Origin of the sequence: Streptomyces filipinensis (genome assembly GCF_014649495.1) — a bacterium.
GTDB classification, from domain to species: Bacteria; Actinomycetota; Actinomycetes; order Streptomycetales; family Streptomycetaceae; genus Streptomyces; species Streptomyces filipinensis.
In genome coordinates, this window is sequence record NZ_BMTD01000001.1 from 979,876 (window position 1) to 994,226 (window position 14,351).

General features: G+C 73.3%; 13 protein-coding genes. 3 read left to right on the forward strand and 10 right to left on the reverse strand.

Going from position 1 to position 14,351, the window contains the following annotated elements; all coding sequences use genetic code 11:
• Nucleotides 1–48: 48 nt before the first annotated feature.
• The 4 genes from lpdA to IE244_RS04435 form a co-directional block, all read right to left on the reverse strand.
• Complete coding sequence (gene lpdA, locus IE244_RS04420; protein WP_053711762.1) at nt 49–1,437, reverse strand: dihydrolipoyl dehydrogenase; 1,389 nt, start codon at nt 1,435–1,437, stop codon at nt 49–51.
• 289 nt (nt 1,438–1,726) lie between these two features.
• Nucleotides 1,727–3,283, reverse strand: a complete 1,557-nt coding sequence (locus IE244_RS04425; RefSeq protein WP_191871256.1) for a leucyl aminopeptidase — start codon at nt 3,281–3,283, stop codon at nt 1,727–1,729.
• Nucleotides 3,284–3,543: 260 nt separating this feature from the next.
• Nucleotides 3,544–4,152: an RDD family protein gene (locus IE244_RS04430; RefSeq protein ID WP_229853942.1), complete on the reverse strand. Its 609-nt coding sequence runs from the start codon at nt 4,150–4,152 to the stop codon at nt 3,544–3,546.
• A gap of 81 nt (nt 4,153–4,233) precedes the next feature.
• The gene (locus IE244_RS04435) at nt 4,234–5,019 is read right to left on the reverse strand and encodes an adenosylcobinamide-GDP ribazoletransferase (protein WP_191871257.1); all 786 of its coding nucleotides are present in this window, start codon (nt 5,017–5,019) and stop codon (nt 4,234–4,236) included.
• Nucleotides 5,020–5,079: 60 nt separating this feature from the next.
• Between IE244_RS04435 and IE244_RS04440 the strand changes: the two genes are divergently transcribed.
• On the forward strand, nt 5,080–5,844 hold the full coding sequence (locus IE244_RS04440) for a hypothetical protein (RefSeq protein WP_191871258.1): 765 nt from the start codon (nt 5,080–5,082) through the stop codon (nt 5,842–5,844).
• Here IE244_RS04440 and IE244_RS04445 read toward each other — a convergent pair.
• From IE244_RS04445 to cobT, 3 genes are all read right to left on the reverse strand, one after another.
• Nucleotides 5,784–6,536, reverse strand: coding sequence for a hypothetical protein (locus IE244_RS04445; RefSeq protein ID WP_191871259.1), 753 nt, complete (start codon nt 6,534–6,536; stop codon nt 5,784–5,786). The two genes, IE244_RS04440 and IE244_RS04445, sit on opposite strands and share 61 nt — an antisense overlap.
• 25 nt (nt 6,537–6,561) lie before the next feature.
• The gene (locus IE244_RS04450) at nt 6,562–8,358 is read right to left on the reverse strand and encodes a phosphatidylglycerol lysyltransferase domain-containing protein (RefSeq protein WP_191871260.1); all 1,797 of its coding nucleotides are present in this window, start codon (nt 8,356–8,358) and stop codon (nt 6,562–6,564) included.
• 161 nt (nt 8,359–8,519) lie between these two features.
• On the reverse strand, nt 8,520–9,680 hold the full coding sequence (gene cobT, locus IE244_RS04455; RefSeq protein ID WP_191871261.1) for a nicotinate-nucleotide--dimethylbenzimidazole phosphoribosyltransferase: 1,161 nt from the start codon (nt 9,678–9,680) through the stop codon (nt 8,520–8,522).
• 133 nt (nt 9,681–9,813) lie between these two features.
• Here cobT and IE244_RS04460 point away from each other — a divergent pair, with 133 nt between their 5' ends.
• Entirely contained in the window at nt 9,814–10,815 is a 1,002-nt protein-coding gene (locus IE244_RS04460; RefSeq protein ID WP_191871262.1) for a methyltransferase domain-containing protein, read from the forward strand.
• A gap of 91 nt (nt 10,816–10,906) precedes the next feature.
• On the opposite strand, the gene IE244_RS04465 is transcribed toward IE244_RS04460, so the two are convergent.
• Nucleotides 10,907–12,109: a bifunctional adenosylcobinamide kinase/adenosylcobinamide-phosphate guanylyltransferase gene (locus IE244_RS04465; protein WP_191871263.1), complete on the reverse strand. Its 1,203-nt coding sequence runs from the start codon at nt 12,107–12,109 to the stop codon at nt 10,907–10,909.
• A gap of 80 nt (nt 12,110–12,189) precedes the next feature.
• Here IE244_RS04465 and IE244_RS04470 point away from each other — a divergent pair, with 80 nt between their 5' ends.
• Nucleotides 12,190–12,402 (forward strand): hypothetical protein, encoded by a 213-nt coding sequence (locus tag IE244_RS04470; RefSeq protein ID WP_055709718.1) that lies wholly within the window; start codon nt 12,190–12,192, stop codon nt 12,400–12,402.
• 57 nt (nt 12,403–12,459) lie between these two features.
• On the opposite strand, the gene IE244_RS04475 is transcribed toward IE244_RS04470, so the two are convergent.
• Nucleotides 12,460–13,533, reverse strand: a complete 1,074-nt coding sequence (locus tag IE244_RS04475; protein WP_191871264.1) for a S1C family serine protease — start codon at nt 13,531–13,533, stop codon at nt 12,460–12,462.
• Nucleotides 13,534–13,589: 56 nt separating this feature from the next.
• The gene (locus tag IE244_RS04480) at nt 13,590–14,291 is read right to left on the reverse strand and encodes a class I SAM-dependent methyltransferase (protein WP_191871265.1); all 702 of its coding nucleotides are present in this window, start codon (nt 14,289–14,291) and stop codon (nt 13,590–13,592) included.
• Between the last annotated feature and the right edge of the window lie 60 nt (nt 14,292–14,351).

A 14,351-nucleotide genomic window follows, 5' to 3' on the forward strand; every position in this document is an offset into this window, starting at 1 on the left:
CCTAACGAATTGCGGAAGTCTGTGTCGTCGCGCCCGTTGACCGAAGGCTCAGTCGTGGGAGTGCAGCGGCTTGCCGGCCAGCGCCAGGTGCGCCTCGCCGAGCGCCTCGTTCTGCGTCGGGTGGGCGTGGATGAGCTGGGCGACCTCGGCCGGCAGCGCTTCCCAGTTGTAGATCAGCTGGGCCTCGCCGACCTGCTCGCCCATGCGGTCGCCGACCATGTGGACGCCGACCACGGCACCGTCCTTGACCTGGACGAGCTTGATCTCGCCCGCGGTCTTCAGGATCTTGCTCTTGCCGTTGCCCGCCAGGTTGTACTTCAGAGCGACGACCTTGTCCGCGCCGTAGATCTCCTTGGCCTTGGCCTCGGTGATGCCGACGGAGGCGACCTCCGGGTGGCAGTACGTCACCCGCGGGACACCGTCGTAGTCGATCGGAACGACCTTCAGACCGGCCAGACGCTCCGCCACCAGGATGCCCTCGGCGAAGCCGACGTGCGCGAGCTGGAGCGTCGGGACGAGGTCACCGACCGCGGAGATGGTCGGGACGTTGGTGCGCATGTACTCGTCGACGAGGACGTAGCCGCGGTCCATGGCGACCCCGGCCTCCTCGTAGCCCAGGCCCTGCGAGACCGGGCCGCGGCCGACGGCGACGAGGAGGACCTCGGCCTCGAACTCCTTGCCGTCCGCCAGGGTGACCTTCACGCCGTCCTGGGTGTACTCGGCCTTCTGGAAGAAGGTGCCGAGGTTGAACTTGATGCCGCGCTTGCGGAACGCGCGCTCAAGAAGCTTCGAAGAGTTCTCGTCCTCGACCGGGACGAGGTGCTTCAGGCCCTCGATGACCGTGACGTCGGACCCGAAGGACTTCCACGCCGAGGCGAACTCGACGCCGATGACACCGCCGCCCAGGATGATCGCGGACTTCGGCACGCGGTCCAGGACGAGGGCGTGGTCGGAGGAGATGATCCGGTTGCCGTCGATCTCCAGGCCCGGCAGCGACTTCGGCACGGAGCCGGTCGCCAGCAGGACGTGGCGGCCCTGGACGCGCTGGCCGTTGACGTCGACGGAGGTGGGGGAGGACAGGCGCCCCTCACCCTCGATGTAGGTCACCTTCCGGGAGGCGATGAGGCCCTGGAGACCCTTGTACAGGCCCGAGATCACGTCGTCCTTGTACTTGTGGACGGCCGGGACGTCGATGCCCTCGAAGGTCGCCTTCACGCCGAACTGCTCGCTCTCGCGGGCCTGGTCGGCGATCTCGCCCGCGTGCAGCAGGGCCTTGGTGGGGATGCAGCCCCGGTGCAGGCAGGTGCCGCCGACCTTGTCCTTCTCGATCAGGGCGACGTCCAGGCCCAGCTGCGCCCCGCGCAGGGCCGCGGCGTAACCACCGCTACCACCGCCGAGGATCACTAGGTCGAAAACGGTGCTGGCGTCGTTCGCCACGTCACGTCCTCCATGCATGTGCGCCTTGCGCCGGTCTGCGATGACCGGCGGGCGGCTGGTGTCCGGCCGCTTGATGCTTCGGCCCTTCGGTGGGGCCCTGTCCTGCCGGGCTCCATCTTTGCACTTGTTCGAGGCGGACGAGACGCCGGGCTGGAGTGTGAGACACCCCACGCTCACTTGAAAAGGGGGCTCGGGGCGGCCGGCCCAGGGGCGCGGGGAGCTGCGCGACCAGCCCCCACGCCCCCGCGGTCGCCGCACGAGCGAGGCGACCCGAGTCAGTGGGCGAACGTCAGCCCAGGTCACCCGCGGCCGTGAGCTCCGCCAGCCGGACCAGCGTCCGTACGGCAGAACCCGTGCCGCCCTTCGGCGTGTACCCGAACGGACCGCCCTCGTTGAACGCCGGGCCGGCGATGTCCAGGTGCGCCCACGTGATGTCCTCGCCCACGAACTCGCGCAGGAAGAGCCCGGCGACGAGGCCGCCGCCCATCCGCTCACCCATGTTCGCGATGTCGGCGACCTGGGACTCCATGCCCTTGCGCAGGTGCTCTGGCAGCGGCATCGGCCAGGCCGGCTCGCCGACCTCCTCCGCCGCCTCGTGCACCGCGGAGCGGAACGCGTCGTCGTTGGCCATGACGCCGAACGTCCGGCTGCCCAGCGCCAGCATCATCGCGCCGGTCAGCGTGGCGACGTCCACGATCGCGTCCGGGTTCTCCAGCGAGGCCGCCCACAGCGCGTCGGCGAGGACCAGCCGGCCCTCGGCGTCGGTGTTGAGGACCTCGACGGTCTTGCCGCTGTACATGCGCAGCACGTCACCCGGGCGCACGGCGGAGCCGGACGGCATGTTCTCGGCCAGCGCCAGCCAGCCGGTGACGTTGACCTCCAGGCCGAGCCGCGCGGCGGCGACGACGGCGGCGAACACGGCGGCGGCACCGCTCATGTCGCACTTCATCGTCTCGTTGTGCCCGGCCGGCTTCAGCGAGATGCCGCCCGAGTCGTAGGTGATGCCCTTGCCGACGTACGCGAGGTGCTTCTCCGCCTTCGGGTGGGTGTACGACAGCTTCACCAGGCGCGGGGTGGCCGCCGAGCCGCCGCCGACGCCGAGGATGCCGCCGTAGCCGCCCTTGGCCAGGGCCTTGTCGTCGAGCACCTGCACCTTGATGCCGTGCTCCTTGGCCGCGGCCTGAGCGATGCCGGCGAAGATCGCGGGGGTGAGGTCGTTCGGCGGGGTGTTGATCAGGTCGCGGGCACGGTTCAGCTCCTCGGTGACCGCGACGGCGCGGGCGACCGCGCCCTTGTGGGCGGCGTCGCGGGGCTTGCCGCCGAGCAGCGCGGCCTCGGCCAGCGGCGCCTTGCCGTTCTTGGACCTGGCGCCGTTCTTCGCCTGGCCGTTCTCCTTGTAGACGTCGAAGGAGTACGCGCCGAGCAGCACGCCCTCGGCGATCGCGCCGATGGCGCCCGCGCCGTCGACGGGCAGGGCGAACGCGGCCTTCTTCGAACCGGCCAGCGCCCGGGCCGCCACACCGGCGGCCTTGCGCAGCGCCTCGGCGTCGTAGCCGGCGTCGGCGTCCTTGGCGCCGGGCTCCGCGCCCAGGCCGACCGCCACCACGAGCGGTGCCTTGAAGCCGGCCGGAGCGGGCAGCTTCGTCAGCTCGCCCTCGGCACCCGAGGCGCCGAGGGTCTCCAGGACGCCGGCCAGCTTGCCGTCGTACGCCTTGTCCACGGCCTCGGCGCCCGGCGCTACGACGAGGTCCCCAGACCTGGGTCCAGCGCCCTTGGCGACACCGATCACGATCGCGTCGGCCCGCAGGCCTGGCGCCGCGGCGGTGCTGAGAGTCAGAGCAGTCACGGTGGTGAAATCTCGCTTCCGATGTGAAGTTGCTGTGGCCGAAGTGGGGTGGGTCGACCGGGCCCGAGAGCCGACCCTAGGTCCATGCCTGGGCGCAGGTGGCAACCGGGGCCTTCACCCTGTCGGCGAACACCCGGGACGAGACTACGCGCGTGAGTGCGTTCGCTCATTCCTTCGGGTGTTCACCCGCGTGTGGCGCCGTGGCCACTTCTGGCTCCTCCGGGCCGGGGAACGAGCCATAGTTCGACGCGCGCCGGCGCTCAGCCCAGGGGCACGCGTTCCATCGGGCCGGACCCCGCCCGCCGGAACGCGCCCTCCACCGAGGTGCCGGCCAGCCGGTCGGCGAGGGAGCGGCGGCCGGGGAAGAACACGGTCAGCGCGTTGACGAGGAACAGCACCACCGCGACCGCCCACACCAGCACCGAGAGCGCGAAGTGACCCTCGATCAGCAGCACACAGGCCAGCGCGTACACCGCCACGTCGGCAGCGGTGGTGACGGCGGCGCGGCGCACGGCGTGCCGGGACAGCCGCGGGGTGACGTGCAGGCCGAGCAGACCCTTGCCGAGGGTGCGGCCGAGCCAGGTGAGGCAGGCCCACTGGTAGAGGAACGTGACGACGACGAGAGCGCCGAAGGCCTCCTCGACGTCCAGCACCACCTTGTCCCACAGGGACAGCCCGAGGTGTTCGGAGGCGCCGATGACGTCACCGCGCGAGGTGACGAGGTCGAGACCGCCCTTCGTGGCCAGCTCCGGTACGTCGGTCACCAGCGCGCTGACTCTGTGGAAGGTGAGGACGGCGAGCAGCGTGGCCGCCGCGACGATCAGTGCGAAGTCTATGGACCAGGCCAGGGTGCGGCGCAGCTTCAACACGGAGTTCCCCCGATCATACTTTCTTGTCCGTGTACGGGCGGAGAGCTTAGCGCCGCCGGGGGGAGGCGTGCTGGCGTGCTTTCAGCCGCCCAGCGCCAGGACCACGAGCGAGGCCGTCGCGGCCGTCTCCTCCAGCGCGCCGAAGACGTCCCCGGTGACCCCGCCGAAGCGGTTCACACAGCGGCGCAGCAGGAGTTCGGCCGCCGCCAGGGCCAGCGGTACCGCGGCCGCCGCGCGCAGGGCGCCGTACGGGCCCGAAGTCCAGCCCCAGGCGGCCGAACCCAGCGTGACCGCCGCCGCCACGGCCGCCGCCCCCGCCACCGGTACGACTCCCGCCACCGCCGCCCCCAGCCCCTCGGGGCGGGCGGCCGGCACGCCGGTGCGGGCGGCGCAGGTGAGGGCGAGCCGGGCGGTGACCGCCGAGGTTACGGCCGCCGCGGCACCCCGGGCCCACGAGTCGCCGTACAGCTGTGCCAGCACGGCGACCTGGGCCAGCAGCGTCAGGACCAGGGTGATCACGCCGAACGGGCCGATGTCCGACTGCTTCATGATCCGCAGCGCGTCCTCCGCGGGCTTGCCGCTGCCCAGGCCGTCGGCGGTGTCGGCGAGACCGTCGAGGTGCAGACCGCGGGTCAGGGCGGCGGGTACGGCGGCCGAGGCGACGGCGGCGGGCAGCGGGCCGGTGCCCAGGAGGAGCAGCAGCAGCCCGAGTCCGGCGGCGCAGGCGCCCACGACCAGCCCGGCGACGGGCGCGCCCAGCATGCCGCCGCGTGCGGCTCCCCGGTCCCAGCGGCGCACCCGGACGGGCAGCACGGTGAGGGTGCCGAAGGCGAAGCGGAGGCCGTCGAGAGGGGAGGACTTGAGCACCGGCGAAGGTTACCCGGCGGTCGTGGAGCCGCCGTTCGTACCGGGGGATAAGGTGCGCATATGGGGCACTGGTGGGAGCGGAACATCGTCGAACCGGGCAAACTCCCGCTGCTGCTCGCCCTCGCCGCCTTCCTGCTGACCTTCGTGGTCACCCGGGTGATCACCCGGCTGATCCGGGCCGGCAAGGGCCCCTTCGGCAACGTCAAGGCAGGCGGGGTGCACATCCACCACGTCGTCCCCGGGGTCGTCCTCACCGTGGTCGGCGGATTCGGCGCGGTCGCCAGCGACCGGCACGGGACGGGCGGGGTCGTCGCCGCGGTCCTGTTCGGTATGGGGGCCGGTCTGGTGCTGGACGAGTTCGCGCTGATCCTGCACCTGGACGACGTCTACTGGACCGAGGAGGGCCGCAAGAGCGTCGAGGCCGTCGTGCTCACCGCCGCGCTCGTCGGCCTGCTGCTCGCCGGGTTCGCCCCCTTCGGCGTCAACGACCTGACCCGGCAGGAGCTGCAGGACCGCGGCGGCGCCCTCAGCACCATCGCCATGAACTTCCTCTTCGCGCTCGTGGCCCTGAGCAAGGGCAAGGCGCGCGTCGCGGTCTTCGGGGCGATCGTGCCGCTGGTCGCGCTCGTCGGCGCGGTCCGGCTCGCCCGCCCCGGCTCCCCGTGGGCCCGCCGCTTCTACGGCAACCGGCCCCGCGCCCGCGCCAGGGCCGTCCTGCGCGCCTACCGCCACGACCGCCGCTGGGCCGCGCCGCGCCGCGCCGTTCAGGACTGGATCGGCGGCAAGCCCGACCCGCGCCCGGCCCGGCTGCCCGGCGGCCGCTGACCGCGCCGCAGCACACGGGCGCGGGCGCGCCGCAGCCCGTGCCCGCGGCGGTGCCGCAGCGCCACCGCGAGGCACAGCAGCCCCACGGCCATCAGTGCGGCCAGATGCTCCTTGCCCGCCAGGTTCTCCTTGAGCAGGACCTCGACCACCATCGCCAGGGTCACCGCGCCCGCCGTGAGGTAGGCGCCGTACCGCCAGCTCACGAACACGGCGAGCCCCACCACGGCCGCCGACGGACCGGTGTCCACCACCTGCGCGTCCGTCCACGGCAGCCCGAACGGGGCGTGTGCGCCGAGCGTGATGCCGATGCGCGCGTACAGCGTCCCGGCGAGCGTGGCGACGTACGCGAGGACCAGTGTCCGCCACCAGCCGATGCACACCTCGGCGATCCCGAACACCAGCAGGATCTGCGCCAGCGCGCCCCACACCGGCAGATCCAGCGCCGGCACGAACAGCGACAGGGGGGTGCGCAGCAGGGCCAGCCACAGCGGGTCCTCGGCCCGTACCGCGCCCGCGTTCTGCACGAACTGGTAGCCCCATGGCTGGTTCTGCACGTACTGGAGCAAGGCCGTCAGACACACCGCCCCGGCGGTCATCGGGATCGCCCGCAGCCGTCGCTTCAGCAGGGCCTCCCGCACGGTGACGTACAGCAGGCCCCACTCCTCACGGGCCCAGCGGGCGAGCGTTCTCATCAACCGTTCCTCATCCCCCGTGTGGTCATCTGCGCGTGCCCAGATGCCTGCGGTGCAGCCACTTGGGCAGCCCCGGCGCTTCCAGGAAGCCCTCCGCGCGGGCCGACGCGAGGCCGATGCGCAGCAGGTCCGCGCTCTTCTCGAAGAGCAGGAACCGCGGTTCCCAGATGGGCCGGTACTTTGCGTTGGCGCGGTACAGCGACTCGATCTGCCACCAGCGCGAGAAGAAGCTGAGCAGCGACCGCCACAGCCTCAGCACCGGTCCAGCACCGAGGCGCGCGCCACGTTCGAAGACCGAACGGAACATCGCGAAGTTGAGTGACACCTGCGTGATCTCGATCTCGCGGGCCCGCCGCAGCAGTTCGAGGACCATGAACTCCATCAGCCCGTTCTCGGCGTGCCGGTCGCGGCGCATCAGGTCCAGGGACAGCCCGTGCGGGCCCCACGGCACGAAGGACAGCAGCGCCCGCAGCCGGCCCTCGGCGTCGGTGCACTCCAGCAGCACGCACCGCCCGTCCGCGGGGTCCCCGAGCCGGCCCAGCGCCATGCTGAAGCCGCGCTCGGTCGCCCCGTCCCGCCAGTCGTCGGCGCGCTCGACGAGGTACGCCATCTCGCCCGCCGGGATGTCCTCGTGGCGCCGGATCCGCACCTCGTACCCGGCCCGCCCGACCCGGTTGTAGGCCTGCCGGACCGTCCGCATCGCCCGGCCCTCCAGCGTGAAGTCGGCGACCTCCACGATCGCCTCGTCACCGAGCTCCAGGGCGTCGAGCCCGTGCCGGGCGTAGACCGTGCCCGCCTCCTCGCCCGCCCCCATCACCGCCGGGATCCAGCCGTGCGCCCGTGCCTCGGCCAGCCACGGGCCGATCGCGCCCGGCCACGCCTCGGGATCCCCGAGCGGATCACCGGAGGCCAGGCTCACCCCGCCGACCACGCGGTAGGCGACGGCCGCCTTCCCGGTCGGCGACCACACCACGCTCTTCTCCCGGCGCAGCGCGAAGTAGCCCAGCGAGTCCCGTTCGCCGTGCCGTTCCAGCAGCGCCCGCAGCTGCTTCTCGTCGTCCTCGGTCAGCGGGTCGACGGCGCGCCGGGAGCGGAACGCGGCGTAGAGCACGGCGAGGACGAGGGCCGTGCTGAGCACGTTGACGGCGACGTTGGCCCAGTTCGGCGGGTCGATCCCCTGGAAGCGGGACTCCTCGGCGGCCACCGAGACCAGGCGCAGGGTGCCGTAGCGCCAGCGCTCCGGAAAGGTCGAACGGGCCGCGTCCGGCGCCTGGTTGGTGACGGTCACCAGCACCCCGGCGAGCAGGCTGGCCGCGAGGCCGCCGCCGACGGCGACGGTCGCGGCCAGCCGCGGGTTGGACCGGTCGCCCCTGGCGTAGAACTCCCGGCGGCCCACGAGCAGCGCGGCGACGAAGGCGGCCGTGAGGACCAGCGAGATCCAGTTCTGCGCGTACCCCCGGATGTCCGGGAACGCCATGGCGAGCGCGAACAGGGCCAGGAAGGAGCCGCTGAGCACGAGGTTGAGGATCCAGGCGGCGCGCTTCCTGCGCCGCATGGTGATCGCCAGGAAGGCGGTGAACACGCCGGAGGCGAAGCCGGCCGTCAGCAGGTACGGCGTGAAGAAGTCGTCCTGGTTGTGGCGGCGTACGTCCTGGCCGAGCGAGACCCAGACCGCGCTGAGGAAGTTGATGAAAGCGACGGTCCGCAGATACCAGACGGCGAAGGCGGCGGCCCGCCGGGAGGCCCCGGTGGACCGCTGCCCCTCCGCGCCCGGGCGCCCCGGCTCGGCATGCTGCAGCACCGCAATTCGGGCATCTCCCATGGGGCAGGATGATATGGGTGCTGCCCGGGCCAACCGTACTTTTCCGGTCGCTGTGGCGTGCGCGCTGTCGCGCGGCCGACCCGGCCGGCAACTCCGTTCCGCCGCACGGGTGCTCGGCCGCGCCGGTGGAGTCCGGCCGTGCCGGACCGGCCGAAACCCGACTACTCCTCCGTGTCTTCCGGCTCCTTCCCGGACGCGTCTCCCGGCTCCTCCTGGGAGCCCGCCCCCGGCTCGTTCCCGGAAGGCTCCTCCAGCTCCTTCCCGGAGGCCTCTTCCGGGTCCTTCTCGGGAAGCTCCGCCGCCAGCGCCGCCGCGGCCCGGACCAACGGCAGCGCCAGCAGCGCCCCGACGCCCTCGCCGACCTTCACGCCCTGCGCCAGCAGCGGCTCCAGGGCCATCCGGTCCAGCGCCTTCGCCTGCCCCGGCTCCCCGCTGTCGTGCCCGGCCAGCCACCAGTCCGGCGCCCGGAAGGCGACCCGCTGCGCGACCAGCGCGCACGCGGCGGCCACCACGCCGTCCAGGATCACCGGCAGCTTCCGCACCGCGCACTGCAGCAGGAAGCCGGTCATCGCCGCGAGGTCCGCACCGCCCACGGTCGCCAGCAGCTGCAGCTGGTCGCCGAGCACCGGCCGCGCCCGCCGCAGCGCGTCCCGGATCGCCGCGCACTTGCGCATCCACGCCAGGTCGTCGATCGCGACCCCGCCCCGGCCGGTCACCACCGACGCGTCGGTCCCGCACAGCGCGGCGATCAGCACCGCCGCGGCCGTGGTCCCGCCCACGCTGATGTCGCCGAGCACCACCAGATCCGTACCCGAGTCGGCCTCCTCGTCGGCGACGGCCACGCCCGCGCGCAGCGCCGCCTCGGCCTCCTCCAAGGTGAGCGCGTCCTCGATGTCGATACGGCCGCTGCCGCGCCGCACCCGGTGCCGTACGACGTCCTGCGGGAAGGTGTCGGGCGCGCAGTCCAGGGCCATGTCCACGACCCGTACGGGCACCTCCTGCCGCCGCGCGAGGACGGACACCGGGCCGGCGCCCTCCAGCACCGCCCGCACCAGCTGCTCCGCACCGCCCGCCGGACGCGCCGAGACGCCCAGCTCGGCGACCCCGTGGTCACCGGCGAAGAGGATCACCCGCGGCCGCTCCACGGTCCGGACCGGTACGGCGCTCTGTGCGGCGGCCAGCCACTCGCCCAGCTCGTCGAGGCGTCCCAGCGCCCCGGGCGGCACGATCTGGCGCTCCCGCAGGGCCTCGGCGTCACGGCGCACGCCCCCGTCCGGGCGCTCGATCAGATCGGTGAAGTCGTCCAGATTAAGCCTGCTCATTCGCCGAACAGTACCGCCAGAGAACGAACGCTTCCGTGCCACATCGCCACCACACCCCGCCGACGTCATTGCACCCAAGATCAGGATCCCATACGTTCCGGTTTGCAGCGGAATGTCGCACAGGGAGCCGCCCATGCCGACCTCGCCTTCCACACCGACGCCCCTCCCTCGCGAGGGGCGCCCCCAGCGGTCCTCCGACCCCTTCCTCGAACCGCGCCGCGAGAACTGCCCCTGGTGCGGCTCCGGACGGCTGCGCGCCCGGGTGCGGGCGCGCGATCCCCTGCGGCACCGGCCGGGCAGGTTCGTCGTCGACAAGTGCCGTGACTGCGCCCACGTCTTCCAGAATCCCCGGCTCACCGCGGAGGGGTTCGCCTTCTTCCACCGGGACTTCTACGAACGGCACCTGGAGGAGTTCACCGCCCGCGTGCTGTCCGCCCGCGCGGTCCAGCGCCGGCACCGCGACACCGCCCGCAAGCTGTCGGCGCTGGCCGAGGCGGAGAGCTGGCTGGACGTGGGCACGGGCCACGCCCGCTTCCCCGAGGCGGCGAAGGAGTTCTTCCCGTACACGAGCTTCGACGGCCTGGACCCGACGGCCCGGGTGCAGCAGGCCCAGCTGGAGGAGCGGGTCGAGGAGGCCCACCGCGGCTACCTCTCCACCCCGCAGATGGCGGCCCGGCTGCGCAACCGCTACGACGTGGTCAGCATGTTCCGCCATGTCGAGCACGCGCCCGACCCGCGCGCCGAACTCCGCGCGGCCCTGACGGTCCTGCGCCCCGGCGGCCACCTCGTCGTGGAAGTCGCCGACCCGCGCAGCGCGTTCGCCGCCCTGCTCGGCAGATGGTGGCTGCCCTTCGGCCAGCCCCGCCACCTGCACCTGATGCCGCTGGCGAACCTGCGCGCGGAGCTGGAGTCCCTGGGCTGCACGATCCTCGTCACGGACCGCAGCGCGCCGCACATCCCCTACGACCTCTCCGGCGCCGTCGCCCTGGCCTCGGCGCGCCATCCCCTGCTGAGGACGGCCGCGGCGCCGTTGCTGGACGTGGCGGCGGCCGCCGACCACGTCCTGGCGCCGTTGCTCCGCCACACAAGGTTCTCGAACGCGTACCGGATCGTGGCCCGCAAGGACCGTGCCTGACCGCGGGTGCGTCGCGGCCGGCCGCGCCCTTCCCCGCGCCCCTCCGGGGCGCTCGCGGCGGCGTCCTGCCGGCGCGGGCAGGCGCGCCCGCTCAGCCCCGGAGCACGACGGCCTGCCCCGCCACCACCAGCAGCACCTGCTCGCACTCCGCCCCGAACGCCGCGTTCAGCCGCCCGAGTTCGTCCCGGTACCGCCGCCCCGACGCGGTCGCCGGGACGATCCCCGACCCCACCTCGTTGGACACCGCGACCACGGTCCGCCGAGTACGGCGCACGGCGTCCGCCAGCTCCCGTACCCGCTCCCGCAGGGACCTCTCACCCCCGCCCGCCCACTCCGCGTCGTCCCACGCGCCCACGGAGTCCATGACGTCCGTCAGCCACAGCGACAGACAGTCGATCAGCAGCGGCGGCCCGTCCTCGGCGAGCAGCGGCACCAGATCCGTCGTCTCCGCCGTACGCCACGACCCCGGCCGCCGTTCCCGGTGCACGGCCACCCGCTGCGCCCACTCGCGGTCCCCGCCGCGGGTCCCGCCGGTGGCCACGTACAGCACGTCCGGGAAGGTCTCCAGACGCCGCTCGGCCTCCACCGACTTGCCCGAGCGCGCCCCGCCCAGCACCAGAGTCCGGCGCGGCACGTCGGGCACGTCCTCGTACGCCCCGACCGCCAGCGTCGTACCGTCGGCGACCGCCCGCGCCCCGGCCGCCGCCAGCCGGCGCCGCAGCTCCGGGCCGGGCGGCACGTCATGGTCGAGATGGACGGCGACCACATCGGTGGCCGGCCCGACGGAGCCGAACGCCCGCAGCCGGGCCAGCGCGTCCGGGCGGCCCACCACGTCCGCGAGGACCATGTCGTACGACTCCGCCGTCGCCTCCGTCAGACCGGCCGGCGCCCCGCCCGGCGGCAGATACAGCATCCGCTGCCCGTCCCGCCCGGTCACCGCGTACCCGGTGCCGCCCGCGTCCATCGCCACGGCCCGCACCCGATGTCCCGTCAGCAGCGCCAACTCCCGCCCGTCCGGCACCCGCCCGGGCTGCGGCAGCCCGGCCGGCACCTCCACCGCCGGCCCGTCGTGCGGATGGGACAGCAGCACCTGCCGCACCCCGCCCAGCGAATGCCCGGCCCGCGCGGCCGCGAACGCCGCGCCGGGCGTCAGGTCCAGCAGCAGCTCCCCGTCCACCAACACGGCGGTGGCGGCCCGTGTGTCGGGGCCGAGCGCGGTCGCGCAGGCGGCGCAGGGGCAGTCGGGCCGGGGCAGTCCGGCCGGGGCGCCGGTACCGAGCAGAGTCACTTCCACGGATCGATTTTCGCCTGTCTGATCAGGTCTTGCGCTTCCGGCTAGTCTTCCAGCAGGCGTCGGATCACAAGGAGGCCCACATGACGGCATGGACGTGGCGGTTCGAGAAGGCCGACGGGACGGAGGTCCAGCCCGCGGTGCAGCCCGAGGAGTTCACCACGCAGGGGGATGCCGAGTCCTGGATCGGGGAGCACTGGAAGGCGCTGCTGGAGGGCGGGGCCGACCAGGTACGGCTGTTCGAGGAGAACACCGAGATCTACGGCCCGATGAGCCTGCACGCCGACGCGGCCTAACCCGGCACGGCGGTGGGGAGGGCCAGGGCCCGGGGAACCGCCCGGGCCGTGGCCCCGTCACTGCTCGCCCAGCGTCACCTTCGCCGTTCGCTCGGCGCCGTCCCGCTGGAACGTCACCGTCGTCCGCTGCCCCGGCTTGTCCGCCGCCAGCGCCTCCGAGAGGGAGGTGATGGTGGTGATGGGCGCCTTGCCCAGCGCGGTGATGATGTCGCCCGGGCGCAGGCCCGCCCTGTCGGCCGCGCCGCCGCTCGCGACGGTGACCACCGCCACCCCGGCGGGCTGGTAGCGGTCGTCCACGACCGTGCGCGCGGTGATGCCGAGCGCGGCCCGCCCCGAGTCCACGACCTTGCCCTTCTCGACGATCTGGCCGGCGACCGTCCTCACCATGGACGCGGGGATGGCGAACCCGATGCCCGGCGCCGCGCTGCCCCCGAGGTCGGGGTCGGCGGCGGCGAGCGTCGGGATGCCGATGACCTGCCCGGCCAGGTTCACCAGCGCACCGCCGCTGTTGCCGGGGTTGATGGCGGCCGAGGTCTGCACCATGTTCGCGATCGTCGCGCCCGTACCCCCGCCCGCGCTGCCCTCGCTGACGGTCCGCCCGGTCGCCGAGACGATGCCCTGGGTCACGCTGGAGGACAGCCCGAGCGGCGAGCCCATGGCCAGCACGATCTGGCCGACCTCCACCGTCTCGGAGTCCCCCAACACCGCCGCCTTCAGCCCGGCCGGCACCTTGTCCAGCTTGATCACGGCCAGGTCCTGCTCGGGGTAGGAGTACACCAGGCGCGCGGTGAGCGGCTCCTCGCTGTTGGCCGTGGTCACCTTGAAGGTCTTCTCCGACTGGACCACGTGCGCGTTGGTGACGATGTGCCCCTTGTCGTCGTAGACCACGCCCGAGCCCAGGCCGTGACTCGCCTGGATCTGCACGACCGACGGCAGGACCTCCCTGATGACCTTCTGGTACTGGGCCTGCAGATCGCTCACGGCCATCGGCACCGCCGCCCCCGTCGGCGCGGCGGTGTCCTGGCCGGCCGGAGCGGCGGAGCCGGTGCAGCCGGCGGCGAGGGCCGCGCAGCACACGAGCACGACGGCGGACACGGCCTTCCGGAGGGCACGGGCGAGGGAAGCGTCCATGCCCCGAGTCTCACCGGGCGATGATCATCCGGCCCGCGCTGCTCCGCCGAACGGTCTCAGCCGCGTACACCGCACAGGTGCAGCAGCGCGGCCATCCCGCGGTAGGGGTCCGTGCGCCCCGCCCGCTCCTCGGCCGCCAGCAGCGTCTCCAGGTCGTCCGGTATCGGCGCGTCGTCCGCCGCGGTGTCCGTGAAGACCCGGACGCCGTACCACGCGTGCAGCGGGGCCGCGATCCCGGCGAGCGTGGCGGTGAGCGCCGACAGCCGGTCGGCCCGTACGTCCAGGCCCAGACGGTTGCGGTAGGCGGTGGTGTCGAAGGCGGCCAGCGCGCCCGCCCAGTCACCGGCGAGACCCGGCCGCATGGCGAGCGCGTCGCCGTTGCGGACCAGCAGGGAGAGGAGTCCGCCGGGCGCCAGCATCCGGGCCAGCCCCGCCACCAGCGGGTCGGGCTCCTCCACGTACATCAGCACCCCGTGGCACAGCACCACGTCGAAGCTGCCCGGCAGGAAGTGCACACCGGTGTCCCGCCCGTCGCCCTGCACCAGCCGGACCCGCTCGCGGATGCCCTCCGGCTGCGCGGCCAGCGCCTCACGCGCGGCGGCGATCATCGTCGCGTCCTGCTCGACCCCGGTCACCTGATGACCGAGCCGGGCCAGCCGCAGCGCCTGCGTGCCCTGACCCATCCCGACGTCGAGCACCCGCAGCCGCTGTCCGACCGGGAACCGCCCGGCTATCTGCTCGTCGAGCTGCCGGGCCACCAGCTCCTGCCGTACGACATCACGCAGGTGGCCCAGCTTGTCCAGCCACGCGTGTGCCGC